The following is a 24079-nucleotide window of genomic DNA, read 5'->3' as shown; positions in this document are numbered from 1 at the left end:
CTCTGCTGTAATATTGGCAGGGAGCTTTGCTATTTCTGGAGTAAACCACCATGTCTGAAGGCTGGAACATTGCCGTCCTGGGCGCAACTGGCGCTGTGGGCGAAGCCCTGCTTGAAACGCTGGCTGAACGTCAGTTCCCGGTTGGGGAAATTTATGCACTGGCACGTAACGAAAGCGCAGGCGAACAACTGCGCTTTGGTGGTAAGACAATCACCGTGCAGGATGCCGCTGAATTCGACTGGACGCAGGCGCAGCTGGCGTTTTTTGTCGCAGGCAAAGAAGCTACCGGTGCCTGGGTTGAAGAAGCGACCAACTCAGGTTGCCTGGTGATCGATAGCAGCGGATTGTTTGCTCTCGAACCTGACGTACCGCTGGTGGTGCCGGAAGTAAACCCGTTTGTACTGACCGATTACCGCAACCGGAATGTCATCGCCGTACCGGACAGTCTGACCAGCCAACTGCTGGCGGCACTGAAACCGTTAATCGATCAGGGCGGTTTGTCGCGTATCAGCGTTACCAGCCTGATTTCAGCCTCCGCCCAGGGCAAAAAAGCGGTCGATGCGTTAGCGGGGCAGAGTGCGAAATTGCTCAACGGCATTCCGATTGATGAAGAAGATTTCTTCGGGCGTCAGCTGGCGTTCAACATGCTGCCGTTACTGCCGGATAGCGAAGGTAGCGTGCGTGAAGAACGTCGTATCGTTGACGAAGTACGCAAAATCCTGCAGGACGAAGGGCTGATGATTTCGGCAAGCGTCGTCCAGGCACCGGTATTCTACGGTCATGCCCAGATGGTCAACTTTGAAGCTCTGCGTCCGCTGGCGGCAGAAGAAGCGCGTGATGCGTTTGCTCAGGGCGAAGATATTGTGCTCTCTGAAGAGAACGAATTCCCGACTCAGGTGGGGGATGCTTCTGGTACGCCGCATCTTTCCGTTGGCTGCGTACGTAATGACTACGGTATGCCGGAGCAAGTTCAGTTCTGGTCGGTGGCCGATAACGTTCGCTTTGGCGGCGCGCTGATGGCAGTAAAAATCGCCGAGAAACTGGTGCAGGAGTATCTGTACTAATGTCCGACCAGCAACAACCGCCAGTTTATAAAATTGCGCTGGGCATTGAGTACGACGGCAGTAAGTATTACGGCTGGCAACGGCAGAACGAAGTCCGCAGTGTGCAGGAGAAGCTGGAAAAGGCGCTCTCCCAGGTGGCGAACGAACCGATCACCGTCTTCTGCGCCGGGCGTACTGACGCAGGTGTACACGGCACCGGGCAGGTTGTGCATTTCGAAACGACCGCGCAGCGCAAAGACGCTGCGTGGACGTTGGGCGTAAATGCGAATTTACCTGGTGACATCGCCGTGCGTTGGGTTAAAGCTGTACCTGATGATTTTCATGCCCGATTTAGCGCCACGGCTCGCCGTTATCGCTACATCATCTACAATCATCGGCTGCGCCCGGCGGTACTGAGTAAAGGGGTAACCCATTTTTACGAACCGCTGGACGCTGAACGGATGCATCGGGCTGCGCAATGCTTGCTGGGCGAGAATGATTTCACCTCGTTCCGTGCGGTGCAGTGCCAGTCCCGAACCCCGTGGCGCAACGTTATGCATATTAATGTCACGCGTCACGGTCCTTATGTGGTGGTAGATATCAAAGCGAATGCCTTTGTACATCATATGGTCAGGAATATTGTCGGCAGCCTGATGGAAGTCGGTGCCCACAACCAGCCGGAGAGCTGGATAGCAGAGTTGCTGGCGGCAAAGGACAGAACGCTGGCGGCAGCAACGGCAAAAGCGGAAGGGCTGTATCTGGTCGCGGTGGATTACCCTGACCGGTATGATCTTCCAAAACCGCCAATGGGCCCGCTATTTCTGGCGGACTAACAAGAATAATGCTCGGAACATTTCAGGCTGTAGCCAACGTAGTTACAGCCTGAAAGATGACGAGTACAAGGCATAGGCTAATATGGACCTGATTTATTTCCTCATCGATTTTATCCTGCACATTGACGTGCATCTGGCAGAACTGGTCGCGGAGTATGGCGTCTGGGTTTATGCCATTTTGTTCTTAATTTTGTTCTGTGAAACCGGTCTGGTGGTAACGCCGTTTTTACCGGGTGATTCATTGCTGTTTGTTGCCGGTGCGTTGGCATCACTGGAAACCAACGATCTCAACGTCCATATGATGGTGGTGCTGATGCTGATCGCCGCGATTGTGGGTGACGCGGTGAACTACACCATTGGACGGTTATTTGGTGACAAACTGTTCAGTAATCCGGATTCGAAAATCTTTCGTCGCAGTTATCTTGATAAGACTCATCAGTTTTATGAGAAACATGGCGGCAAAACGATTATTCTCGCCCGTTTTGTGCCGATCGTCAGAACGTTCGCGCCGTTCGTTGCGGGAATGGGCCACATGTCGTATCGTCATTTCGCCGCTTTTAACGTCATCGGCGCGTTGCTATGGGTACTGATTTTTACCTACGCGGGTTATTTCTTCGGAACGCTCCCCTTCATTCAGAGCAACCTTAAACTGATGATTGTTGGCATTATTTTTGTTTCAATATTGCCAGGTGTTTTCGAATTTATTCGCCACAAACGCGCTGCGGCACGCGCCGCAAAATAAAAAGTAACTCCGCGGTTCGACCACTTTTTTATCCAAAGTTTCGGGCTGTTATGTTTTAATGTGCAACATTCATGGTCTGTTGGGGGCAAAAATGGCATTATGCGTCCCCAAAGATAAAACTGGCATCGAACCAGGTTCAGACAGAAAGGTCCCTAATGAGCTGGATTGAACGAATTAAAAGCAACATTACTCCCACCCGCAAGGCGAGCATTCCTGAAGGGGTGTGGACTAAGTGTGATAGCTGCGGTCAGGTTTTATACCGCGCTGAGCTGGAACGTAATCTTGAGGTCTGTCCGAAGTGTGACCATCACATGCGTATGACAGCGCGTAATCGCCTGCATAGCCTGTTAGATGAAGGAAGCCTTGTGGAGCTGGGTAGCGAGCTTGAGCCGAAAGATGTGCTGAAGTTTCGTGACTCCAAGAAGTATAAAGACCGTCTGGCATCTGCGCAGAAAGAAACCGGCGAAAAAGATGCGCTGGTGGTGATGAAAGGCACCCTGTATGGAATGCCAGTTGTCGCTGCGGCATTCGAATTCGCCTTTATGGGCGGTTCCATGGGGTCTGTGGTAGGTGCACGTTTCGTGCGTGCCGTTGAGCAGGCGCTGGAAGATAACTGCCCACTGATCTGCTTCTCCGCCTCTGGTGGCGCACGTATGCAGGAAGCACTGATGTCGCTGATGCAGATGGCGAAAACCTCTGCGGCGCTGGCAAAAATGCAGGAGCGCGGCTTGCCGTACATCTCCGTGCTGACCGACCCGACCATGGGTGGTGTTTCTGCAAGTTTCGCCATGCTGGGCGATCTCAACATCGCTGAACCGAAAGCGTTAATCGGCTTTGCCGGTCCGCGTGTTATCGAACAGACCGTTCGCGAAAAACTTCCGCCAGGATTCCAGCGCAGTGAATTCCTGATCGAGAAAGGCGCGATCGACATGATCGTCCGTCGTCCGGAAATGCGCCTGAAACTGGCGAGCATTCTGGCGAAGTTGATGAATCTGCCAGCGCCGAATCCTGAAGCGCCGCGTGAAGGCGTAGTGGTGCCACCGGTACCAGATCAGGAACCTGAGGCCTGATAACTGATAAGGGCAGGGCCACTGGCTCTGCCCTTTTGCTATTCTCACCGTAACGAATCAGCGGATACCATGATTATCAAACGCACTCCTCAAGCCGCGTCGCCTCTGGCTTCGTGGCTTTCTTATCTGGAAAACCTGCACAGTAAAACTATCGATCTCGGCCTTGAGCGCGTGAGCCAGGTCGCGGCGCGTCTTGGCGTTCTGAAACCAGCGCCATTTGTGTTTACCGTTGCGGGTACGAATGGCAAAGGCACCACCTGCCGTACGCTGGAGTCGATTCTGATGGCGGCAGGGTACAAAGTGGGCGTCTACAGTTCACCGCATCTGGTGCGTTATACCGAGCGCGTACGTGTGCAGGAGCAGGAATTGCCGGAATCGGCCCACACCGCCTCTTTTGCGGAGATTGAATCGGCACGCGGTGATATTTCCCTGACCTATTTCGAGTACGGTACGCTGTCGGCGTTGTGGCTGTTCAAACAGGCACAACTTGACGTGGTGATTCTGGAAGTAGGGCTGGGCGGTCGTCTGGACGCAACCAATATTGTCGATGCCGATGTTGCGGTAGTAACCAGCATTGCGCTGGATCATACCGACTGGCTGGGGCCAGATCGCGAAAGCATTGGTCGCGAGAAAGCAGGCATCTTCCGCAGCGAAAAACCGGCAATTGTCGGTGAGCCGGAAATGCCTTCTACCATTGCTGATGTGGCGCAGGAAAAAAGTGCACTGTTACAACGTCGGGGCGTTGAGTGGAACTATTCCGTCACCGATCATGACTGGGCGTTTAGCGATGCTCACGGCACGCTGGAAAATCTGCCGTTGCCGCTTGTCCCGCAACCGAATGCCGCAACGGCGCTGGCGGCACTGCGTGCCAGCGGGCTGGAGGTCAGTGAAAATGCCATTCGCGACGGGATTGCCAGCGCAATTTTGCCGGGACGTTTCCAGATTGTGAGCGAGTCGCCACGCGTTATTTTTGATGTCGCGCATAATCCACATGCGGCGGAATATCTCACCGGGCGTATGAAAGCGCTACCGAAAAACGGGCGCGTGCTGGCGGTTATCGGTATGCTACATGATAAAGATATTGCCGGAACTCTGGCCTGGTTGAAAAGCGTGGTTGATGACTGGTATTGTGCGCCACTGGAAGGGCCGCGCGGTGCCACGGCAGAACAACTGCTTGAGCATTTGGGTAACGGCAAATCATTTGATAGCGTGGCGCAGGCATGGGATGCCGCAATGGCGGACGCTAAAGCGGAAGATACCGTGCTGGTGTGTGGTTCGTTCCACACGGTCGCACATGTCATGGAAGTGATTGACGCGAGGAGAAGCGGTGGCAAGTAAGTTTCAGAATCGGTTAGTGGGCACGATCGTGCTGGTGGCGCTGGGGGTGATTGTACTTCCAGGGCTGCTGGACGGGCAGAAAAAACATTATCAGGATGAGTTTGCGGCTATCCCGCTGGTGCCAAAAGCGGGCGATCGCGATGAGCCTGATATGATGCCAGCCGCCACCCAGGCGTTGCCGACGCAGCCGCCGGAAGGCGCAGCGGAAGAGGTACGGGCAGGTGATGCCGCAGCACCGTCGCTCGATCCGGCCACTATTGCAGCCAATAACACCGAGTTTGAACCGGAACCTGCACCGGTCGCCCCACCGAAGCGGAAACCGGTGGAGCCGCTTAAGCCAAAGGTTGAAGCACCACCTGCGCCGAAGCCAGAACCGAAGCCGGTCGTGGAAGAAAAAGCAGCGCCAACGGGTAAAGCCTATGTTGTGCAACTGGGCGCGCTGAAAAATGCCGATAAAGTGAATGAGATTGTCGGTAAGCTGCGCGGTGCCGGTTATCGGGTTTATACGTCGCCATCCACGCCAGTGCAGGGTAAAATTACCCGTATTCTGGTTGGGCCAGATGCCTCGAAAGATAAGCTGAAAGGTTCGCTGGGTGAGTTGAAGCAACTTTCTGGCTTAAGTGGCGTGGTAATGGGCTATACGCCGAATTAATACGGTCTTGCCTGATGCGACGCTGGCGCGTCTTATCAGGCCTGCGCAGGGGTAGAACCGTAGGTCGAATAAGGCGTTCACGCCGCATCCGACACGCATTGTCCGATGCCGCAAAGGCATAAAAAGTCGATGGCGTTGAATATTTTTTCAGCGCCATTTTTATTGATGCGTGGGAAGGAAATCCCTACGCAAACGTTTTCTTTTTCTGTTAGAATGCGCCCCGAACAGGATGACAGGGCGTAAAATCGTGGGACACATATGGTCTGGATTGATTACGCCATAATCGCGGTGATTGCTTTTTCCTCTCTGGTTAGCCTGATCCGCGGCTTTGTTCGTGAAGCGTTATCGCTGGTGACATGGGGTTGTGCTTTCTTTGTTGCCAGTCATTACTACACTTACCTGTCAGTCTGGTTTACGGGCTTTGAAGACGAACTGGTTCGAAATGGGATTGCCATCGCGGTACTGTTTATCGCTACCCTGATCGTTGGTGCTATCGTGAACTTCGTGATAGGCCAGTTGGTGGAGAAAACGGGGTTGTCAGGCACCGATCGGGTGCTGGGCGTCTGTTTCGGTGCGTTGCGCGGTGTGTTGATTGTTGCCGCCATTCTCTTCTTTCTCGACTCCTTTACCGGGGTGTCGAAAAGCGAAGACTGGAGCAAATCACAGCTGATCCCGCAGTTCAGTTTTATCATCAGATGGTTTTTTGATTATCTGCAAAGCTCGTCAAGTTTCTTGCCCAGAGCGTAAGTGCTCTGAGATGTGGCTTAACGAGGAAAAAGACGTATGTGCGGTATTGTCGGTATCGCCGGTGTTATGCCGGTTAACCAGTCGATTTATGATGCCTTAACGGTGCTTCAGCATCGCGGTCAGGATGCCGCCGGCATCATCACCATAGATGCCAATAACTGCTTCCGTTTGCGTAAAGCGAACGGGCTGGTGAGCGATGTATTTGAAGCTCGCCATATGCAGCGTTTGCAGGGCAATATGGGCATTGGTCATGTGCGTTACCCTACGGCTGGCAGCTCCAGCGCCTCTGAAGCGCAGCCGTTTTACGTTAACTCCCCGTATGGCATTACGCTTGCCCACAACGGCAATCTGACCAACGCTCACGAGTTGCGTAAAAAACTGTTTGAAGAAAAACGCCGCCACATCAACACCACTTCCGACTCGGAAATTCTGCTTAATATCTTTGCCAGCGAACTGGACAATTTCCGCCACTACCCGCTGGAAGCCGACAATATTTTCGCTGCCATTGCTGCCACAAACCGCTTAATCCGCGGCGCGTATGCCTGCGTGGCGATGATTATCGGCCATGGTATGGTTGCTTTCCGCGATCCAAACGGGATTCGTCCGCTCGTACTGGGAAAACGTGATATTGACGAGAACCGCACAGAATATATGGTCGCTTCCGAAAGCGTTGCGCTCGATACGCTGGGCTTTGATTTCCTGCGTGACGTCGCGCCGGGCGAAGCGATTTACATCACTGAAGAAGGGCAGTTGTTTACCCGTCAATGTGCTGACAATCCGGTCAGCAATCCGTGCCTGTTTGAGTATGTATACTTTGCTCGCCCGGACTCGTTCATCGACAAAATTTCCGTTTACAGCGCCCGCGTGAATATGGGCACGAAACTGGGCGAGAAAATTGCCCGCGAATGGGAAGATCTGGATATCGACGTGGTGATCCCGATCCCGGAAACCTCTTGTGATATCGCGCTGGAAATCGCGCGTATTCTGGGCAAACCGTACCGTCAGGGCTTCGTTAAAAACCGCTATGTAGGCCGTACCTTCATCATGCCGGGTCAGCAGCTGCGTCGTAAGTCCGTGCGCCGTAAACTGAACGCCAACCGCGCCGAGTTCCGCGATAAAAACGTCCTGCTGGTCGACGACTCCATCGTCCGTGGCACCACTTCTGAGCAGATTATCGAGATGGCACGCGAAGCCGGAGCGAAGAAAGTGTATCTCGCTTCTGCGGCACCGGAAATTCGCTTCCCGAACGTTTATGGTATTGATATGCCGAGCGCCACGGAACTGATCGCTCACGGTCGCGAAGTAGATGAAATTCGCCAGATCATCGGTGCTGACGGGTTGATTTTCCAGGATCTGAACGATCTGATCGAAGCCGTTCGCGCTGAAAACCCGGATATCCAGCAGTTTGAATGCTCGGTGTTCAACGGCGTCTACGTCACCAAAGATGTTGATCAGGGCTACCTCGATTTCCTTGATACTTTACGTAATGATGACGCCAAAGCCGTGCAACGTCAGAACGAAGTGGAAAATCTCGAAATGCATAACGAAGGATGATGCCTTCGCTCAGGGTGCCGGTCTGGCACCCTGACTTGCAACTCCTGCTGAAATCCTGCAAAGTCTGCCTGCAAGTCTGACAGGGCAACTATTTATGAAACGACTCATTGTAGGCATCAGCGGTGCCAGCGGCGCGATTTATGGCGTGCGCTTATTACAGGTTCTGCGCGATGTCGCAGATGTTGAAACGCATCTGGTGATGAGCCAGGCCGCGCGCCAGACCTTATCCCTCGAAACGGATTTTTCCCTGCGCGAAGTGCAGGCATTAGCCGATGTGACGCACGATGCGCGCGATATTGCTGCCAGCATTTCTTCCGGTTCTTTCCAGACACTGGGGATGGTGATTTTACCCTGTTCAATCAAAACCCTGTCCGGCATTGTCCATAGCTATACTGATGGCTTACTGACCCGTGCGGCAGATGTTGTGCTGAAAGAGCGTCGCCCGTTGGTGCTCTGCGTACGTGAAACACCATTGCACTTAGGCCATCTGCGTTTAATGACGCAGGCAGCAGAAATCGGTGCGGTGATTATGCCTCCCGTTCCGGCGTTTTATCATCGCCCGCAATCCCTTGATGATGTGATAAATCAGACGGTTAACCGTGTACTCGATCAATTCGCCATAACGCTTCCTGAAGATCTCTTTGCCCGCTGGCAGGGCGCATAACCTCATTGTTGCCCTGTTTCAGGGCAATTTTGCAACCGCGATCAAATCCTCGACATTTTGTTTCTGCCATTCAATCGAAACGCTGCGATTCAACCGCTATACCTGCTATCTTCAACTTTAGGACAATAATGCAACGTCTTGTTAACATATTTAACGTTGAATGTTACTGTTGTCGTAAAGATGGCATAAGACCTGCATGAAAGAGCCTGCAAACACACAACACAATACACAACATAAAAAAGCCATTTTCACTTGAGGGTTATGTATGAAGAAGTCGATTCTCGCTCTGTCTTTGTTAGTCGGTCTCTCCGCAGCGGCTTCCTGCTATGCGGCGCTACCGGAGACGGTACGTATCGGAACCGATACCACCTATGCGCCGTTCTCATCGAAAGATGCCAAAGGTGACTTTGTTGGCTTTGATATCGATCTCGGTAACGAGATGTGCAAACGGATGCAGGTGAAATGTACCTGGGTTGCCAGTGACTTTGACGCGCTGATCCCCTCACTGAAAGCGAAAAAAATCGACGCCATTATTTCGTCGCTCTCCATTACCGATAAACGTCAGCAGGAGATTGCTTTCTCCGACAAGTTGTACGCCGCAGATTCTCGTTTGATTGCCGCCAAAGGTTCACCGATTCAGCCAACGGTGGATTCACTGAAAGGTAAACATGTTGGTGTGCTGCAGGGATCAACCCAGGAAGCATACGCTAACGAGACCTGGCGTAGCAAAGGCGTGGATGTGGTGGCCTATGCCAACCAGGATTTGGTTTATTCCGATCTGGCTGCAGGACGTCTGGATGCTGCGTTACAAGATGAAGTTGCTGCCAGTGAAGGATTCCTCAAGCAACCTGCTGGTAAAGATTTCGCCTTTGCTGGCTCATCAGTGAAAGACAAAAAATACTTCGGTGACGGCACCGGTGTAGGGCTACGTAAAGATGATGCTGAACTGACGGCTGCCTTCAATAAGGCGCTTGGTGAGCTGCGTCAGGACGGCACCTACGACAAGATGGCGAAAAAGTATTTTGACTTTAATGTCTACGGTGACTGATACGTCGCAGGGAAGCTGTACCTGATGGAATGATCATCATGGTGCACGCCAGGTTTGTTGCACTATCGTGGTGCATTGAAATGCATACTTAAGCATTTTTAATGAAAAATAATACGTCTAACGGGGCGGGATATTTTGCCTTGATGGTCAATTTTATGGCACGATAAGTGTAACAAACCTGTAAATATTCCCTATAAAAAGACTGTCAGTTGAGGACATTATGAAAAAACTGGTGCTATCGCTCTCTCTGGTTCTGGCCTTCTCCAGCGCAACTGTGGCGTTTGCTGCGATTCCGCAAAACATCCGCATCGGTACCGACCCGACCTATGCGCCATTTGAATCAAAAAATTCACAAGGCGAACTGGTTGGCTTCGATATCGATCTGGCGAAGGAGTTGTGCAAACGCATCAATACGCAATGTACGTTTGTCGAAAACCCACTGGATGCGTTAATCCCGTCCTTAAAAGCGAAGAAGATTGACGCCATCATGTCATCGCTTTCCATTACGGAAAAACGTCAGCAAGAAATAGCCTTCACCGACAAACTGTACGCTGCCGATTCTCGTCTGGTGGTGGCGAAAAATTCTGACATTCAGCCGACAGTCGAGTCGCTGAAAGGCAAGCGGGTAGGCGTATTGCAGGGCACCACCCAGGAGACGTTCGGTAACGAACACTGGGCACCAAAAGGCATTGAAATCGTCTCGTATCAGGGGCAGGACAACATTTATTCTGACCTGACTGCCGGACGTATTGATGCCGCGTTCCAGGATGAGGTCGCTGCCAGCGAAGGTTTCCTCAAACAACCCGTCGGTAAAGATTACAAATTCGGTGGTCCGTCTGTTAAAGATGAAAAACTGTTTGGCGTAGGGACCGGCATGGGCCTGCGTAAAGAAGATAACGAACTGCGCGAGGCACTGAACAAAGCCTTTGCCGAAATGCGCGCTGACGGTACTTACGAGAAATTAGCGAAAAAGTACTTCGATTTTGATGTTTATGGTGGTTAATCGCCATCGGTGAAAGAAAGCCCGCTCCCTTCGGGTAACCGGAGGGAGACAAGAGGCGGTAATTCACCACACACGACAGGACAGGCAGCATGTTGTATGGGTTTTCAGGTGTTATTTTACAGGGTGCGCTCGTCACGCTGGAGCTGGCGATCAGCTCTGTAGTGCTCGCTGTAATCATCGGTTTAATTGGCGCTGGCGGTAAGCTCTCGCAAAATCGGCTTTCGGGGCTGATTTTCGAAGGGTACACCACGCTGATTCGAGGCGTGCCGGACTTGGTGTTGATGCTGCTAATTTTCTACGGTTTGCAGATTGCACTAAACACGGTGACGGAGGCGATGGGCGTCGGGCAGATTGATATCGATCCGATGGTCGCTGGTATTATTACTCTCGGTTTTATCTACGGTGCTTATTTTACCGAAACGTTCCGTGGCGCTTTTATGGCAGTGCCGAAAGGACATATAGAGGCGGCGACGGCGTTCGGTTTCACTCGTGGGCAAGTGTTTCGGCGGATCATGTTTCCGGCGATGATGCGTTACGCCCTGCCAGGCATTGGCAACAACTGGCAGGTGATCCTCAAATCTACCGCACTCGTTTCGTTACTTGGCCTGGAAGATGTGGTCAAAGCCACGCAGCTGGCAGGCAAAAGTACCTGGGAACCGTTCTATTTCGCCATCGTTTGTGGCGTGATTTACCTGGTTTTCACCACCGTTTCCAATGGTGTGCTGCTGTTCCTTGAGCGCCGCTACTCCGTGGGTGTGAAGAGGGCTGACCTGTGATCGAAATCTTACATGAATACTGGAAACCGCTGCTGTGGACTGACGGTTATCGCTTTACTGGCGTGGCGATCACCTTGTGGCTGCTGATTTTGTCGGTAGTGATAGGCGGAGTCATGGCGCTGTTTCTGGCGATTGGTCGCGTCTCAAGTAATAAATACATCCAGTTTCCAATCTGGTTATTTACCTATATTTTTCGCGGTACGCCGCTGTATGTTCAGTTGCTGGTGTTCTATTCCGGCATGTACACGCTGGAAATTGTTAAGGGAACCGAGTTCCTTAACGCCTTTTTTCGCAGTGGCCTGAACTGTACCGTGCTGGCGCTGACGCTCAACACCTGCGCTTACACTACCGAGATTTTTGCCGGAGCGATCCGTTCAGTGCCGCATGGGGAAATCGAAGCCGCCAGAGCCTATGGCTTCTCGACCTTTAAAATGTATCGCTGCATTATTTTGCCATCGGCGCTGCGTATTGCGTTACCGGCCTACAGCAACGAAGTGATCCTGATGCTGCACTCTACTGCGCTGGCTTTCACCGCTACTGTGCCGGATCTGCTGAAAATAGCCCGCGATATTAACGCCGCCACGTATCAACCTTTTACCGCCTTCGGCATTGCCGCGGTGCTCTATTTAATCATCTCTTATGTCCTGATCAGCCTCTTTCGCAGAGCGGAAAAACGCTGGTTGCAGCATGTGAAACCTTCTTCAACGCACTGAGAATACGATGTCCGAGAATAAATTAAACGTTATCGATTTGCACAAACGCTACGGCGAACACGAAGTGCTGAAAGGGGTCTCACTGCAAGCGAATGCCGGAGATGTCATAAGCATCATCGGATCGTCGGGATCGGGGAAAAGTACCTTTCTGCGCTGCATTAACTTCCTCGAAAAACCGAGCGAAGGATCGATCGTGGTTAACGGCCAGACGATCAATCTGGTGCGCGACAAAGACGGTCAACTCAAAGTCGCCGATAAAAATCAGCTGCGCTTACTGCGCACACGCCTGACGATGGTATTCCAGCACTTCAATCTCTGGAGCCATATGACGGTGCTGGAAAACGTCATGGAAGCGCCGATTCAGGTGTTGGGCCTGAGCAAGCAGGAAGCGCGCGAGCGGGCGGTGAAGTATCTGGCAAAAGTTGGGATAGACGAACGTGCGCAGGGGAAATATCCGGTGCATCTTTCCGGCGGTCAGCAACAGCGTGTTTCCATCGCAAGGGCGCTGGCAATGGAACCGGAAGTTTTACTATTTGATGAACCTACCTCTGCGCTCGATCCTGAACTGGTAGGCGAAGTGTTACGTATTATGCAGCAATTGGCAGAAGAGGGGAAAACCATGGTGGTAGTGACTCACGAAATGGGCTTTGCTCGCCATGTTTCTACTCACGTCATTTTCCTCCATCAGGGGAAAATAGAAGAAGAGGGCGCGCCAGAACAGTTATTTGGTAACCCGCAAAGCCCTCGTCTGCAACAGTTCCTTAAAGGTTCGCTGAAATAATTTCCTCTCCGGTGGCTAACGCTGCCGGAGTATTTCATGGGGAATTTGCGAGTCCGCTTCCGCTGAAATGTAAAAGTTGCAGTCCGCTAAAAATACTTCTGAATTCGCTGTCCAAAGATAAAAACTGCCTGCTGCATTGGGTGTAAATCGTGGTTATTGTCGCGTCATCTTAAATTTGAGGGGTGACGGAACGCCATGACAATATCGACAACTTCCACGCCGCATGATGCGGTATTTAAATCTTTTTTACGCCATCCAGACACCGCGCGGGATTTTATTGATATTCATCTTCCCGCGCCGCTGCGCAAACTGTGTGATTTAACGACGCTTAAACTGGAACCAAACAGTTTTATTGATGACGACCTGCGGCAATATTATTCCGACCTCTTGTGGTCTGTGAAAACGCAGGAGGGAGTGGGTTATATTTATGTAGTGATAGAGCACCAAAGTAAGCCGGAAGAATTAATGGCTTTTCGCATGATGCGTTATTCCATTGCGGCAATGCAAAACCATCTTGATGCGGGCTATAAAGAGCTTCCATTGGTGATCCCGATGCTGTTTTATCATGGTTGCAGAAGTCCTTATCCTTATTCACTCTGCTGGCTTGATGAATTTGCCGAGCCTGCTATAGCCCGCAAAATATATTCATCAGCGTTTCCGTTGGTGGATATTACCGTGGTGCCGGATGACGAGATTATGCAACACCGCAAAATGGCGCTGTTGGAGTTAATTCAGAAACATATTCGTCAGCGCGATCTGTTGGGATTAGTCGACCAAATTGTTTCGCTGCTAGTTACAGGGAACACTAATGACAGACAGCTAAAAGCCCTGTTTAATTACGTATTACAAACAGGGGATGCCCAGCGTTTTCGTGCATTTATTGGTGAGATAGCGGAACGCGCACCACAAGAAAAGGAGAAACTGATGACCATTGCTGACAGATTACGTGAAGAAGGCGCAATGCAGGGCAAACACGAAGAAGCCCTGCGTATTGCTCAGGAGATGCTGGATAGAGGTTTAGACAGAGAGTTAGTTATGATGGTGACCCGACTTTCACCAGACGATCTTATCGCGCAAAGCCACTAATCCTGTAACACCGGGAGTTAACTGGCGGATGTTTGCTGTAAACCACATCAGCGAACGACATCCGCCAGCGCCTCTTCTAAATCGTACCAGCGAAACGCAAAACCCGCTTCTTCCAGCCGTTTAGGCAGCGCGCGTTGTCCACCTAATACCAGTACTGAAGATTCGCCCATTAACAGTCGAATGACGGTCGCGGGGACGCGCAAAATGGCCGGGCGATGCAGCGCATGACCGAGCGCATGGGCAAATTGTTCATTGCGTACCGGGTAGGGCGAAACCATATTAAATGGCCCGCGCAGCTCGTTATCCAGCAGCCAGAGAATACCGTTGACCATATCATCAATATGAATCCAGGCCAGATACTGCCGACTAGAGCCAATCGGCCCGCCCAGGCCAAGACGAAACGGCGGCAGCATTTTACCGAGAATACCGCCATCCGGTGCCAGCACTACACCGGTACGCAGCAGGCACACTCGCGTTTTGTCACTTTGCGCCCGGCAGGCAATTTCTTCCCAGCGGGCGCAGAGTTTATGGGTAAATTCGTTATGCGGCGGTTCCTCTTCGGTAACCACCACTTCACCTAAGTCGCCATAATAGCCTGTTGCCGAGCCGGAAATGAGTACCGACGGTGGCGTGTCGCTGGCATTAATCAAATCGACCAGTTTTTGCGTGATATTCCAGCGGCTTTGGCAGAGACGCTCTTTTTGCTCGTGAGTCCAGCGTTTATCAGCAATCGGTTCTCCGGCCAGGTTGATTACCGCATCAACGCCGTTGAGGTTGCTTTGATCGGCAAGCCCTTGCCATAGTGTCACCCGAGGGCCGAGAACAGAACTGGCTTTCTGCGGGTTACGCGTCATTACCGTGATTTGATGGCCCAGCTCCAGCAAACGTGGAATCAAATGGCGACCAATTAATCCCGTCCCTCCGGTGATCACTATGTTCATGCAGCCTCCCGATATGGCGGTTAACGCTGCCAGCTTAAGGTCATGGATACCGAATCAGCGTAGCGCAGCGCGTGCAGTTTATCGATCTCCACTTCAGCATACGTCACCCAGTGATGTTCACGTGCGATATCGAGCACATCCTGAGTTAATTTTTCCAGCAAAGAGAAACGGTTATTCTCTACATGCTGAATAATGTTTTTCGTTACGGTGCGATAATTCAGCGCATCGTTGATATCTTCGCTAGTGCGCGCTTTATCGGCGGGGTAGTGGATCGTCACATTGATAACAATATCCTGACGGTTGTTAATTTCTTCTTCCTTAATTCCGATAAACGTACGTAAACGAAGGTTCTTTATACGAATAATAGCGGCAGGTTGTGCCATTGCAGGTTCTCCGTTGTTTTACTTAGAATGAAATAATACACGAGAACCTGTTTCTGTTAACTATCCGAACGCTCATCACCGAGTTGTGCTTTTAGCAGTGCCTGACCGGTGGCAGGGCGCGAACGGATCCGCTCATGCCAGTTCTTGACTGCCGGATACATTGCAAGGTCAATTCGCTGGCGAGTCCAGGCATTAACCCACGGCCAGCAGGCAATATCCGCAATGCTGTAGTTCTCACCTCCCAGCCAGGGCGAGTATTCCAGCCGCTTGTTCAGTACATGGTACAGACGCTGAGTTTCAACCTGATAACGTTCAATAGCGTAAGGAATGGTTTGGGGGGCAGCGTGATTAAAATGATGATTCTGCCCAAGCATCGGCCCCAGTCCGCCTACCTGCCAGAATAACCACTGTAATGTGGCGGCGCGCTCACGCGTTTCATGACTCAAAAAGAGTCCTGTTTTCTCAGCCAGATACAACAAAATGGCACCAGACTCAAAGAGGCTTAGCGGTTCGCCGCCATCGGCTGGAGAATGATCAACAATTGCCGGAATTTTGTTGTTAGGCGAAATGTGCAAAAATTCCGGGCGAAACTGACCGCCTTTCCCCAGGTCTACCTTAATCAAGCGATAATCCAGCCCTGCTTCTTCGAGAAACAGCGTAATTTTGTGACCATTTGGTGTCGGGGCGAAATAGAGATCGATCATTGCAGCTCCGGTTGTCTAATCATCTGAACACCACAAGTATAGAAAGCGCGGCGACTTGCGTGAGTATTCGTCACGTGACAGTGACAAAAAGGCTCTATAGTTTGATAGCCAGCCCCCTTTATTGCCGAGGACATAATGAGTAAACCCGCTATCACGTTTTGGTCAGATGCCCATTTTTTCTCCCCTTATGTGTTATCCGCCTGGGTGGCGTTGCAGGAAAAAGGCCTGTCGTTTCATATCAAGACCATCGACCTCGACAGCGGTGAACATTTGCAGCCGACGTGGCAAGGTTACGGTCAGACACGCCGTGTGCCGTTATTACAAATTGATGATTTTGAGTTGAGTGAATCTTCTGCCATTGCGGAGTATCTGGAAGATCGATTTGCGCCACCGACCTGGGAACGCATTTATCCGCTTGATTTAGAAAATCGTGCGCGTGCACGACAGATTCAGGCCTGGCTGCGTAGCGATCTGATGCCCATCCGCGAAGAACGTCCAACGGATGTTGTCTTTGCGGGTGCGAAAAAAGCGCCATTAACGGCGGAGGGAAAAGCCAGTGCAGAGAAACTGTTCGCGATGGCAGAACATTTGTTAGCACTGGGTCAGCCGAATTTATTTGGTGAATGGTGCATTGCTGATACTGATCTGGCGCTAATGATTAACCGCCTGGTACTACATGGCGATGAGGTGCCGGAACGCCTGGTGGATTATGCGACATTCCAGTGGCAGCGAGCGTCTGTCCAGCGTTTTATTGCACTTTCGGCGAAGCAATCTGGCTGATAGCAACGACAGAATCCAGTATCATAGCTTACGTTTTTTCGACGAGGAGTGAGTGATGAAACTGATGTTTGCATCGGACATTCATGGGTCGTTACCGGCGACGGAACGTGTTCTGGAGTTGTTTGCCCAAAGCGGTGCCCAGTGGCTGGTGATCCTTGGCGACGTGTTGAATCACGGCCCGCGTAATGCTTTACCGGAGGGTTACGCGCCAGCCAAAGTCGCTGAACGGCTTAATGAAGTGGCACATAAGGTTATCGCTGTGCGCGGCAACTGCGACAGCGAAGTGGATCAAATGCTTTTGCATTTCCCGATAACCGCGCCGTGGCAACAGGTATTACTGGAAAAACAACGTCTGTTTTTGACGCATGGTCATCTTTTTGGCCCGGAAAACCTACCTGCTTTAAACCAGAACGATGTGCTGGTGTACGGTCATACCCATCTGCCAGTGGCAGAACAGCGGGGGGAGATTTTCCACTTCAACCCCGGCTCGGTGAGTATTCCTAAAGGCGGTAATCCGGCGAGTTATGGCATGCTGGATAATGACGTACTTAGTGTAATCGCACTCAATGATCAAAGTATCATTGCGCAGGTCGCGATTAATCCGTAATTTACCCACAACTCAAAATGCGCCGTAAGAGCGCCAGAAAAAGAAGGTTTCCTGATAATGGAACAGCGTCGTTTGGCAAGTACTGAATGGGTGGATATTGTCAATGAAGAGAACGAAGTCATTGCACAAGCCAGCCGGGAACAAATGCGGGCACAGTGTCTGCGTCATCGTGCAACTTACATCGTCGTGCATGATGGCATGGGCAAAATTCTGGTCCAGCGTCGTACCGAGACAAAAGACTTTTTACCCGGCATGTTAGATGCGACCGCAGGCGGTGTGGTCCAGGCCGATGAGCAACTGCTGGAATCCGCGCGTCGCGAAGCGGAAGAAGAGTTGGGCATTGCCGGTGTCCCCTTTGCCGAGCACGGGCAGTTCTATTTCGAAGATAAAAATTGCCGTGTCTGGGGCGCGTTGTTCAGTTGCGTCTCTCACGGTCCCTTCGCCCTACAGGAAGATGAAGTCAGTGAAGTTTGCTGGCTGACGCCGGAAGAAATCACCGCACGCTGCGATGAGTTCACTCCAGACTCGCTGAAAGCGCTGGCGTTGTGGATGAAGCGCAATGCCAAAAATGAAGCCGTAGAGACTGAAACGGCAGAATGAAAAAAGAGCCGCAATTGCGGCTCTTAACATTTTTAGTGGTAGCCCATCAACTGAGCGCCGATCACTACGACGCTGGACATAATAAACAGCAGTCCAAGCAGGGTCGCGCCCACCTTCAGCCAGTTACGGAAGTCCACCCGGCACACACCGAGCGTCGCCATTAACGAAGCTGAGGTCGGGTAAATGATGTGGCTGAAGCCATCACCAAACTGGAACGCCAGCACGGTAACCTGACGGTTAACACCGACCAGATCGCCAAGCGGTGCCAGTAACGGCATGGTTAACGCCGCCTGACCAGAACCGGACGTCACGAAGAAATTAAATACTGCCTGGAAGAGCAACATAAACCAGGCCGCGACCGCATTGTCCAGACCGCTAATGGCATTGGCAATGCTGTTGAGGATGGTATTTAACACGCTGGCATCACCCGCTTCACCATTACCGACCAGCAGCAAAATCCCTTTGGCGAAACCCACCAGCAGGGCAGGGGCGATCATCATTCGCGCCCCTTCGGTAAAGGATGAAGCCATGGTATTAACCGTCATGCCGTTAAGGCGGAAAACAACGCCGATGATGCCAATCACCAGACCCATGGTGAAGAACTGGCTGGCAATTTCTGGAATAAACCAGGCATTAACGATCACGCCCCAAATCACCCAGACCATTACGGCGGTCAGGACAATCAATACCAGCCAGTCACCAAAGGTAAACGGACGTTGTTCAACATCCGCCTGCTTTTCACGAAAGAAGCGGTCGGACTCATGCACGCGTGACAGAAGAGGATTCTTTTTCACTCGTGAGGCGTACACCATGGTAAAGATCAGGCCAATCAGAGTGGCGATAACCCACACCACGATGCGCAATCCGGAGCCAGAAAGCACCGGAACGCCGGCAATCCCCTGAGCAACGACCACACAAAACGGGTTCATCCACGAACTGGCAAAACCGATTTGCGTGGCAATATAGGTCACCAGGACGGTGGTAATACTGTCATAGCCCAGCCGGACCATTAGCGGTGCGATGATAATGGCAAAGGCGACGGCCTCTTCTCCCATACCAAATACCGCGCCGCCAAGTGAAAACAGAATAAACAGCGCAGGAATAAAGAGAATTTCATTTCCGCGGGTATGGCGAATAAGCGCCAGAATACCGTTATCAATGGTTCCTGTTCGCATCACAATGCCAAACGCGCCGCCAATCACCAGCATAAACATGATGATGCCAACGGCTGTCCCGTATTTCGATCCTGAGGTTAACCCTTCAAACGGGAAGTTCATCAGGCCCGGGCGTTCATCGCCCGTCGTAAACAGCTGTACGCGGTGATACTCAGGTTCGCCTGCTTCGTTAGTCAGAATGCGAAATGAGTGTGGATCTACGACTTTTCGTGTTTTTGTTTGACCATCAACCTGATACTGCACTTCCTGACTGTCAAACATGCCCACCGGAACTACCCAGGTGGCAAGACTGGTTAAAATGGCAACAAAAAAGATAATCACCAACGTATCGGGCATTGCCCATCTTCTGGTTGGTTTGGATTCAGTGATTGCGGACATAGCGCAAATATTCCCTTGCACAAAACAAAGTGGTAAGTATGCAAAGTGAGATGGCGCAATTCATTGATGCAGCGCAGTTAAGCAAGATAATCAGAAAGGATTAATGCAAATTAAGAGAATAAAAAACCGGAAATAGTCACTATTTCCGGTTCCGATATCCGCAGCGCAAAGCTGCGGATGATGACGAGATTACTGCTGCTGTGCAGACTGAATCGCAGTCAGCGCGATGGTGTAGACGATATCGTCAACCAGTGCGCCACGGGACAGGTCGTTAACCGGCTTGCGCATACCCTGCAGCATCGGCCCGATGGAGATCAGGTCGGCAGAACGCTGTACCGCTTTGTAGGTGGTGTTACCGGTGTTCAGATCCGGGAAGATGAACACGGTAGCGCGACCTGCAACCGGAGAGTTCGGCGCTTTGGATTTCGCAACGTCAGCCATTACCGCAGCGTCGTACTGCAGCGGACCGTCGATCATCAGGTCAGGACGTTTTTCCTGCGCCAGACGAGTTGCTTCGCGAACTTTTTCTACGTCGCTACCAGCACCAGAAGTCCCGGTGGAGTAGGAGAGCATAGCAACGCGCGGTTCGATACCGAAGGCCGCAGCGGAATCTGCGGACTGAATCGCGATTTCTGCCAGCTGTTCTGCGGTCGGATCCGGGTTGATCGCACAGTCACCGTAAACGTAAACCTGTTCCGGCAGCAGCATGAAGAACACGGAAGATACCAGGGAGCTGCCCGGAGCCGTTTTGATCAGCTGCAGCGGCGGACGGATGGTGTTTGCGGTGGTGTGAACAGCACCGGAAACCAGACCATCAACTTCATCCTGTTCCAGCATCAGCGTACCGAGAACCACGTTGTCTTCCAGCTGTTCGCGGGCAACGGTTTCGGTCATGCCTTTGTTCTTACGCAGTTCGACCAGACGACCAACATAGCTTTCGCGAACCACTTCTGGATCAACGATTTCAATGCCTGCACCCAGTTCTACACCCTGAGACGCTGCAACACGGTTGATCTCTGCCGGATTACCCAGCAGTACGCAAGTTGCGATACCACGTTCAGCACAGATAGCGGCTGCTTTAACGGTACGCGGTTCGTCACCTTCCGGCAGAACGATACGTTTGCCCGCTTTGCGCGCAAGTTCAGTCAGCTGATAACGGAACGCTGGCGGAGACAGACGACGGCTGCGCTCAGAAGTGGCAGTCAGAGAATCGATCCAGTCAGCGTTGATGTAGTTAGCAACGTATTCCTGAACTTTCTCGATACGCTCGTGATCGTCAACCGGAACTTCCAGGTTGAAGCTCTGCAGGCTCAGAGAAGTCTGCCAGGTGTTGGTGTTCACCATAAATACCGGCAGGCCGGTAGCGAAAGCACGTTCGCACAGTTTAGAAATGCGCGCGTCCATTTCGTAGCCGCCAGTCAGCAGCAGGGCACCGATTTCTACGCCGTTCATGGCAGCCAGGCAAGCGGCAACCAGCACGTCAGGACGGTCTGCGGAAGTCACCAGCAGAGAACCGGCACGGAAGTGCTCCAGCATGTGCGGAATGCTGCGTGCGCAGAAAGTGACGGATTTAACGCGGCGAGTATTGATGTCGCCTTCGTTGATGATGGTCGCATTCAGGTGGCGAGCCATATCGATCGCACGAGTCGCGATCAGGTCAAAGCTCCACGGCACCGCGCCGAGAACCGGCAGCGGGCTGGATTCTTGCAGCTTCGCCGGATCAACATTGTTTACTTTAGCTTTGGAAGAGTCGTCGAAAATCTCGGACAGATCCGGGCGAGTACGACCCTGTTCATCAACCGGTGCGTTCAGTTTGTTAACGATAACGCCGGTGATGTTGGTGTTTTTGGCACCGCCGAAGCTGTTGCGGGTCAGTTCGATACGCTCTTTCAGCTGTTCCGGGGTGTCAGTGCCCTGAGACATAACGAAGACGATTTCCGCATTCAGCGTTTTAGCGATTTCGTAGTTCAGAGACTGGGCAAACTGGTGTTTACGTGTCGGGACCAGACCTTCAACCAGAACGACTTCAGCGTCTTTGGTGTTAGCGTGGTAGTTCGCGACGATCTCTTCCATCAGCACATCTTTCTGATTGCTGGAAAGCAGACCTTCAACGTAGCTCATTTTCAGCGGTTCAGCGGCCGTCGTGGTGGAAGAGTTCGCACGCACGATAGTCGTAGTCTGATCGGGCGCATCGCCACCGGTACGCGGCTGAGCGATAGGTTTGAAAACGCTCAGACGAACGCCTTTGCGTTCCATTGCACGGATCACGCCAAGGCTGACGCTAGTCAGACCGACGCTGGTTCCGGTAGGGATCAGCATAATAATACGGGACACGGTTTATCCTCTTTCGTTACCGCCGATTTGGCGGGTTACAAAACAGCACCGCCAGCTGAGCTGGCGGTGTGAAATCAGGCAGTCAGGCGGCTCGCGTCTTGCGCGATAACCAGTTCTTCGTTGGTTGGGATAACCACCGCAGGACGGGTACCTTCTTTGTTGATGAAACCAGATTTGCCGAAACGTGCAGCCAGGTTGCGTTCATGATCAACTTCAAAGCCCAGCACGCCCAGTTTGCCCAGAGACAGCTCACGAACCATCGCGGCATTTTCACCGATACCACCGGTGAATACAACAGCGTCCAGACGACCATCCATCAGCGCAGTGTAGGCACCGATGTATTTCGCCAGGCGGTGGCAGTAAACGTCCATTGCGCGCTTCGCGTCTTCTTTCGTCGCGTAGTTGTCTTCAACATAGCGGCAGTCGCTGGTCACTTCGGTCAGACCCAGCAGGCCAGACTCTTTGGTCAGCAGTTTGTTGATTGCGTCAACGCTCATGCCCAGGGTGTCGTGCAGGTGGAAGATGATCGCCGGATCGATATCACCAGAACGGGTACCCATGACCAGACCTTCCAGCGGGGTCAGGCCCATAGAGGTGTCAACGCATTTACCGTTGCGGATAGCAGAAACGGAACCACCGTTGCCCAGGTGGCAGGTGATGATGTTCAGTTCTTCTACCGGTTTGTTCAGCATTTTTGCCGCTTCCTGGGTTACATAGAAGTGGCTGGTGCCGTGCGCGCCGTAACGACGGATGCCGTGCTCTTTGTACAGGTTGTACGGCAGGGCGTAGAGGTAAGACTCTTCCGGCATAGTCTGGTGGAACGCGGTGTCAAATACAGCAACGTTTTTGTCTTTCAGCTGTGGGAAAGATTTCAGAGCTTCTTCGATACCGATCAGGTGAGCCGGGTTGTGCAGCGGTGCAAAAGAAGCTGCATCTTTGATACCCTGAATAACAGACTCATCGATCACTACGGAGCTGGTATACTTTTCGCCGCCGTGTACGATACGGTGACCGATAGCAGTCAGCTGCGCAGACAGTTCTGGTTTTTGTGCCAGAATAGTATTAACGATAAAGTTGAGCGCTTCGCTGTGAGCGGCGCCTGCACCTAAAGCCGCTTCCTGTTTATTGCCGTCCATTTTCCATTTGATACGTGCTTCGGGCAGGTGGAAACATTCGGCTAAACCAGAAAGGTACTCTTCACCATTTACTGCATCGATGATGGCAAATTTCAGTGAAGAACTACCGCAGTTCAGAACCAGTACTAACTTACTCGACATGGAAGTACCTATAATTGATACGTGGCTAAAAAAACGTCAGGGAGCCATAGAGCGTAGCGCATGATGACACCGACATTTATGATTAACATCATGCACTGCAAATTTTTTTTGCATGATGGAAGAAATATCTTGAGTCTATGCCATTTTGCGTAATTTTCAGCCAATGGCATAATGTATATGAATTTGACGACTCAATGAATATGTACTACTTAGGCCTTCAGGCTGCTAAAGGATACCTGATAGTGGGTATGGAAGACAAAATGTTTTGAACGTTGTCCCGCTGAGTTGTGAATTTGCACAAATTTTTGAATCTTTATATGTGAAGTTGAGGTGAAGCATGTCAACGCCGGATAATCGTTCTGTTAATTTTTTTAGCTTGTTTCGCCGGGGACAGCATTACTCAAAGACGTGGCCGCTGGAAAAACGCCTTGCCCCGGTCTTTGTCGAAAATCGCGTTATCAAGATGACGCGTTATGCGATCCGTTTTATGCCGCCGATCGCCGTATTTACTCTCTGCTGGCAGATTGCCCTGGGCGGTCAGCTTGGGCCGGCAGTTGCCACTGCGCTGTTCGCCTTAAGTTTACCCATGCAGGGATTGTGGTGGCTGGGCAAACGTTCTGTAACGCCATTACCCCCTGCTATCCTCAACTGGTTTTATGAAGTTCGCGGTAAATTGCAGGAGTCTGGACAGGTGTTGGCACCCGTTGAAGGCAAGCCTGATTACCAGGCATTAGCTGACACGCTTAAGCGCGCCTTCAAACAACTGGATAAAACTTTCCTTGATGATTTGTAATTGACCCCTGATTACGCATATAAAAGAAGGCATACTCAGCCTTCTTTTTTTTCACCG

At 51.8% G+C, this 24079-nt stretch carries 25 protein-coding genes; 19 read left to right on the top strand and 6 right to left on the bottom strand.

Features of this window, described 5'->3' with window-relative positions:
* Positions 1-50: 50 nt before the first annotated feature.
* From G434_RS16830 to rpnB, 15 genes are all read left to right on the top strand, one after another.
* Complete coding sequence (locus G434_RS16830; RefSeq protein WP_001289182.1) at positions 51-1064, top strand: aspartate-semialdehyde dehydrogenase; 1014 nt, start codon at positions 51-53, stop codon at positions 1062-1064.
* A complete protein-coding gene (truA, locus tag G434_RS16835) occupies positions 1064-1876 on the top strand; it encodes a tRNA pseudouridine(38-40) synthase TruA (protein WP_001283590.1) in 813 nt (270 codons plus the stop codon). The genes G434_RS16830 and truA overlap by 1 nt, the downstream gene beginning before the upstream one ends.
* 82 nt (positions 1877-1958) lie before the next feature.
* Entirely contained in the window at positions 1959-2618 is a 660-nt protein-coding gene (locus tag G434_RS16840; RefSeq protein ID WP_000364327.1) for a DedA family protein, read from the top strand.
* A 155-nt stretch (positions 2619-2773) separates the two neighbouring features.
* Entirely contained in the window at positions 2774-3688 is a 915-nt protein-coding gene (gene accD / locus G434_RS16845) for an acetyl-CoA carboxylase, carboxyltransferase subunit beta (protein WP_000118404.1), read from the top strand.
* A gap of 69 nt (positions 3689-3757) precedes the next feature.
* A complete protein-coding gene (gene folC, locus G434_RS16850; RefSeq protein ID WP_000584554.1) occupies positions 3758-5026 on the top strand; it encodes a bifunctional tetrahydrofolate synthase/dihydrofolate synthase in 1269 nt (422 codons plus the stop codon).
* Entirely contained in the window at positions 5016-5678 is a 663-nt protein-coding gene (gene dedD, locus G434_RS16855) for a cell division protein DedD (protein ID WP_000157001.1), read from the top strand. Before folC ends, dedD begins: the two co-directional genes overlap by 11 nt.
* A gap of 258 nt (positions 5679-5936) precedes the next feature.
* Entirely contained in the window at positions 5937-6425 is a 489-nt protein-coding gene (cvpA, locus tag G434_RS16860; RefSeq protein ID WP_000262113.1) for a colicin V production protein, read from the top strand.
* Between the two features lie 36 nt (positions 6426-6461).
* Positions 6462-7979, top strand: coding sequence for an amidophosphoribosyltransferase (gene purF, locus G434_RS16865; RefSeq protein ID WP_000334221.1), 1518 nt, complete (start codon positions 6462-6464; stop codon positions 7977-7979).
* A 94-nt stretch (positions 7980-8073) separates the two neighbouring features.
* Positions 8074-8643 (top strand): flavin prenyltransferase UbiX, encoded by a 570-nt coding sequence (gene ubiX, locus G434_RS16870; RefSeq protein ID WP_000825691.1) that lies wholly within the window; start codon positions 8074-8076, stop codon positions 8641-8643.
* 265 nt (positions 8644-8908) lie between these two features.
* Positions 8909-9691, top strand: a complete 783-nt coding sequence (gene argT, locus G434_RS16875; RefSeq protein WP_000748241.1) for a lysine/arginine/ornithine ABC transporter substrate-binding protein ArgT — start codon at positions 8909-8911, stop codon at positions 9689-9691.
* 220 nt (positions 9692-9911) lie between these two features.
* Positions 9912-10694 (top strand): histidine ABC transporter substrate-binding protein HisJ, encoded by a 783-nt coding sequence (gene hisJ, locus G434_RS16880; protein WP_000737631.1) that lies wholly within the window; start codon positions 9912-9914, stop codon positions 10692-10694.
* 89 nt (positions 10695-10783) lie between these two features.
* Positions 10784-11470 carry a histidine ABC transporter permease HisQ gene (gene hisQ / locus G434_RS16885; protein WP_000965518.1) on the top strand — a complete coding sequence of 229 codons (687 nt, stop codon included), beginning with the start codon at positions 10784-10786 and terminating at the stop codon, positions 11468-11470.
* Complete coding sequence (locus tag G434_RS16890) at positions 11467-12183, top strand: ABC transporter permease (RefSeq protein ID WP_000569963.1); 717 nt, start codon at positions 11467-11469, stop codon at positions 12181-12183. Before hisQ ends, G434_RS16890 begins: the two co-directional genes overlap by 4 nt.
* A gap of 7 nt (positions 12184-12190) precedes the next feature.
* Complete coding sequence (gene hisP, locus G434_RS16895) at positions 12191-12964, top strand: histidine ABC transporter ATP-binding protein HisP (protein WP_001293612.1); 774 nt, start codon at positions 12191-12193, stop codon at positions 12962-12964.
* Between the two features lie 195 nt (positions 12965-13159).
* The gene (rpnB, locus tag G434_RS16900) at positions 13160-14050 is read left to right on the top strand and encodes a recombination-promoting nuclease RpnB (RefSeq protein ID WP_000156111.1); all 891 of its coding nucleotides are present in this window, start codon (positions 13160-13162) and stop codon (positions 14048-14050) included.
* Positions 14051-14097: 47 nt separating this feature from the next.
* On the opposite strand, the gene G434_RS16905 is transcribed toward rpnB, so the two are convergent.
* Genes G434_RS16905 through yfcG form a run of 3 tightly spaced genes read right to left on the bottom strand, consistent with a single transcriptional unit; the run spans position 14098 to position 16078 of the window.
* Positions 14098-14991, bottom strand: a complete 894-nt coding sequence (locus tag G434_RS16905; protein ID WP_001028321.1) for a TIGR01777 family oxidoreductase — start codon at positions 14989-14991, stop codon at positions 14098-14100.
* A 20-nt stretch (positions 14992-15011) separates the two neighbouring features.
* Positions 15012-15374 (bottom strand): dihydroneopterin triphosphate 2'-epimerase, encoded by a 363-nt coding sequence (folX, locus tag G434_RS16910; RefSeq protein WP_000068457.1) that lies wholly within the window; start codon positions 15372-15374, stop codon positions 15012-15014.
* A gap of 56 nt (positions 15375-15430) precedes the next feature.
* The gene (yfcG, locus tag G434_RS16915) at positions 15431-16078 is read right to left on the bottom strand and encodes a GSH-dependent disulfide bond oxidoreductase (protein WP_000566486.1); all 648 of its coding nucleotides are present in this window, start codon (positions 16076-16078) and stop codon (positions 15431-15433) included.
* Between the two features lie 135 nt (positions 16079-16213).
* On the opposite strand from yfcG, the gene yfcF reads away from it, so the two are divergent.
* From yfcF to yfcD, 3 genes are read left to right on the top strand one after another with little or no spacing between them, the layout of a single operon-like run.
* Positions 16214-16858, top strand: a complete 645-nt coding sequence (gene yfcF / locus G434_RS16920) for a glutathione transferase (RefSeq protein ID WP_000042409.1) — start codon at positions 16214-16216, stop codon at positions 16856-16858.
* 55 nt (positions 16859-16913) lie between these two features.
* Positions 16914-17465: a phosphodiesterase gene (gene yfcE / locus G434_RS16925; RefSeq protein WP_000772452.1), complete on the top strand. Its 552-nt coding sequence runs from the start codon at positions 16914-16916 to the stop codon at positions 17463-17465.
* Positions 17466-17522: 57 nt separating this feature from the next.
* A complete protein-coding gene (gene yfcD / locus G434_RS16930) occupies positions 17523-18065 on the top strand; it encodes an NUDIX hydrolase YfcD (protein ID WP_000437935.1) in 543 nt (180 codons plus the stop codon).
* A 32-nt stretch (positions 18066-18097) separates the two neighbouring features.
* On the opposite strand, the gene yfcC is transcribed toward yfcD, so the two are convergent.
* The 3 genes from yfcC to ackA all read right to left on the bottom strand — a co-directional run bounded on the left by yfcC (position 18098) and on the right by ackA (position 23229).
* Positions 18098-19618 carry a putative basic amino acid antiporter YfcC gene (gene yfcC / locus G434_RS16935; protein WP_001274493.1) on the bottom strand — a complete coding sequence of 507 codons (1521 nt, stop codon included), beginning with the start codon at positions 19616-19618 and terminating at the stop codon, positions 18098-18100.
* Between the two features lie 189 nt (positions 19619-19807).
* A complete protein-coding gene (pta, locus tag G434_RS16940; RefSeq protein ID WP_000086716.1) occupies positions 19808-21952 on the bottom strand; it encodes a phosphate acetyltransferase in 2145 nt (714 codons plus the stop codon).
* Between the two features lie 74 nt (positions 21953-22026).
* Positions 22027-23229: an acetate kinase gene (gene ackA, locus G434_RS16945; RefSeq protein WP_000095707.1), complete on the bottom strand. Its 1203-nt coding sequence runs from the start codon at positions 23227-23229 to the stop codon at positions 22027-22029.
* A 337-nt stretch (positions 23230-23566) separates the two neighbouring features.
* On the opposite strand from ackA, the gene yfbV reads away from it, so the two are divergent.
* Positions 23567-24022: a terminus macrodomain insulation protein YfbV gene (yfbV, locus tag G434_RS16950; RefSeq protein WP_000106627.1), complete on the top strand. Its 456-nt coding sequence runs from the start codon at positions 23567-23569 to the stop codon at positions 24020-24022.
* Positions 24023-24079 lie beyond the last annotated feature (57 nt).

The organism is Escherichia sp. KTE172 (assembly GCF_000408845.1).
GTDB lineage: Bacteria > Pseudomonadota > Gammaproteobacteria > Enterobacterales > Enterobacteriaceae > Escherichia > Escherichia coli.
This window is presented reverse-complemented; position numbering and strand designations above follow the sequence as displayed.

Bases quoted from the DNA above. Each gene is read 5' to 3' on its own strand.
- G434_RS16830 (WP_001289182.1), top strand. From the start codon at position 51: ATGTCTGAAGGCTGGAACATTGCCGTCCTGGGCGCAACTGGCGCTGTG.
- truA (WP_001283590.1), top strand. From the start codon at position 1,064: ATGTCCGACCAGCAACAACCGCCAGTTTATAAAATTGCGCTGGGCATT.
- G434_RS16840 (WP_000364327.1), top strand. From the start codon at position 1,959: ATGGACCTGATTTATTTCCTCATCGATTTTATCCTGCACATTGACGTG.
- accD (WP_000118404.1), top strand. From the start codon at position 2,774: ATGAGCTGGATTGAACGAATTAAAAGCAACATTACTCCCACCCGCAAG.
- folC (WP_000584554.1), top strand. From the start codon at position 3,758: ATGATTATCAAACGCACTCCTCAAGCCGCGTCGCCTCTGGCTTCGTGG.
- cvpA (WP_000262113.1), top strand. From the start codon at position 5,937: ATGGTCTGGATTGATTACGCCATAATCGCGGTGATTGCTTTTTCCTCT.
- purF (WP_000334221.1), top strand. From the start codon at position 6,462: ATGTGCGGTATTGTCGGTATCGCCGGTGTTATGCCGGTTAACCAGTCG.
- ubiX (WP_000825691.1), top strand. From the start codon at position 8,074: ATGAAACGACTCATTGTAGGCATCAGCGGTGCCAGCGGCGCGATTTAT.
- argT (WP_000748241.1), top strand. From the start codon at position 8,909: ATGAAGAAGTCGATTCTCGCTCTGTCTTTGTTAGTCGGTCTCTCCGCA.
- hisJ (WP_000737631.1), top strand. From the start codon at position 9,912: ATGAAAAAACTGGTGCTATCGCTCTCTCTGGTTCTGGCCTTCTCCAGC.
- hisQ (WP_000965518.1), top strand. From the start codon at position 10,784: ATGTTGTATGGGTTTTCAGGTGTTATTTTACAGGGTGCGCTCGTCACG.
- hisP (WP_001293612.1), top strand. From the start codon at position 12,191: ATGTCCGAGAATAAATTAAACGTTATCGATTTGCACAAACGCTACGGC.
- rpnB (WP_000156111.1), top strand. From the start codon at position 13,160: ATGACAATATCGACAACTTCCACGCCGCATGATGCGGTATTTAAATCT.
- G434_RS16905 (WP_001028321.1), bottom strand. From the start codon at position 14,991: ATGAACATAGTGATCACCGGAGGGACGGGATTAATTGGTCGCCATTTG.
- folX (WP_000068457.1), bottom strand. From the start codon at position 15,374: ATGGCACAACCTGCCGCTATTATTCGTATAAAGAACCTTCGTTTACGT.
- yfcG (WP_000566486.1), bottom strand. From the start codon at position 16,078: ATGATCGATCTCTATTTCGCCCCGACACCAAATGGTCACAAAATTACG.
- yfcF (WP_000042409.1), top strand. From the start codon at position 16,214: ATGAGTAAACCCGCTATCACGTTTTGGTCAGATGCCCATTTTTTCTCC.
- yfcE (WP_000772452.1), top strand. From the start codon at position 16,914: ATGAAACTGATGTTTGCATCGGACATTCATGGGTCGTTACCGGCGACG.
- yfcD (WP_000437935.1), top strand. From the start codon at position 17,523: ATGGAACAGCGTCGTTTGGCAAGTACTGAATGGGTGGATATTGTCAAT.
- yfcC (WP_001274493.1), bottom strand. From the start codon at position 19,618: ATGTCCGCAATCACTGAATCCAAACCAACCAGAAGATGGGCAATGCCC.
- ackA (WP_000095707.1), bottom strand. From the start codon at position 23,229: ATGTCGAGTAAGTTAGTACTGGTTCTGAACTGCGGTAGTTCTTCACTG.
- yfbV (WP_000106627.1), top strand. From the start codon at position 23,567: ATGTCAACGCCGGATAATCGTTCTGTTAATTTTTTTAGCTTGTTTCGC.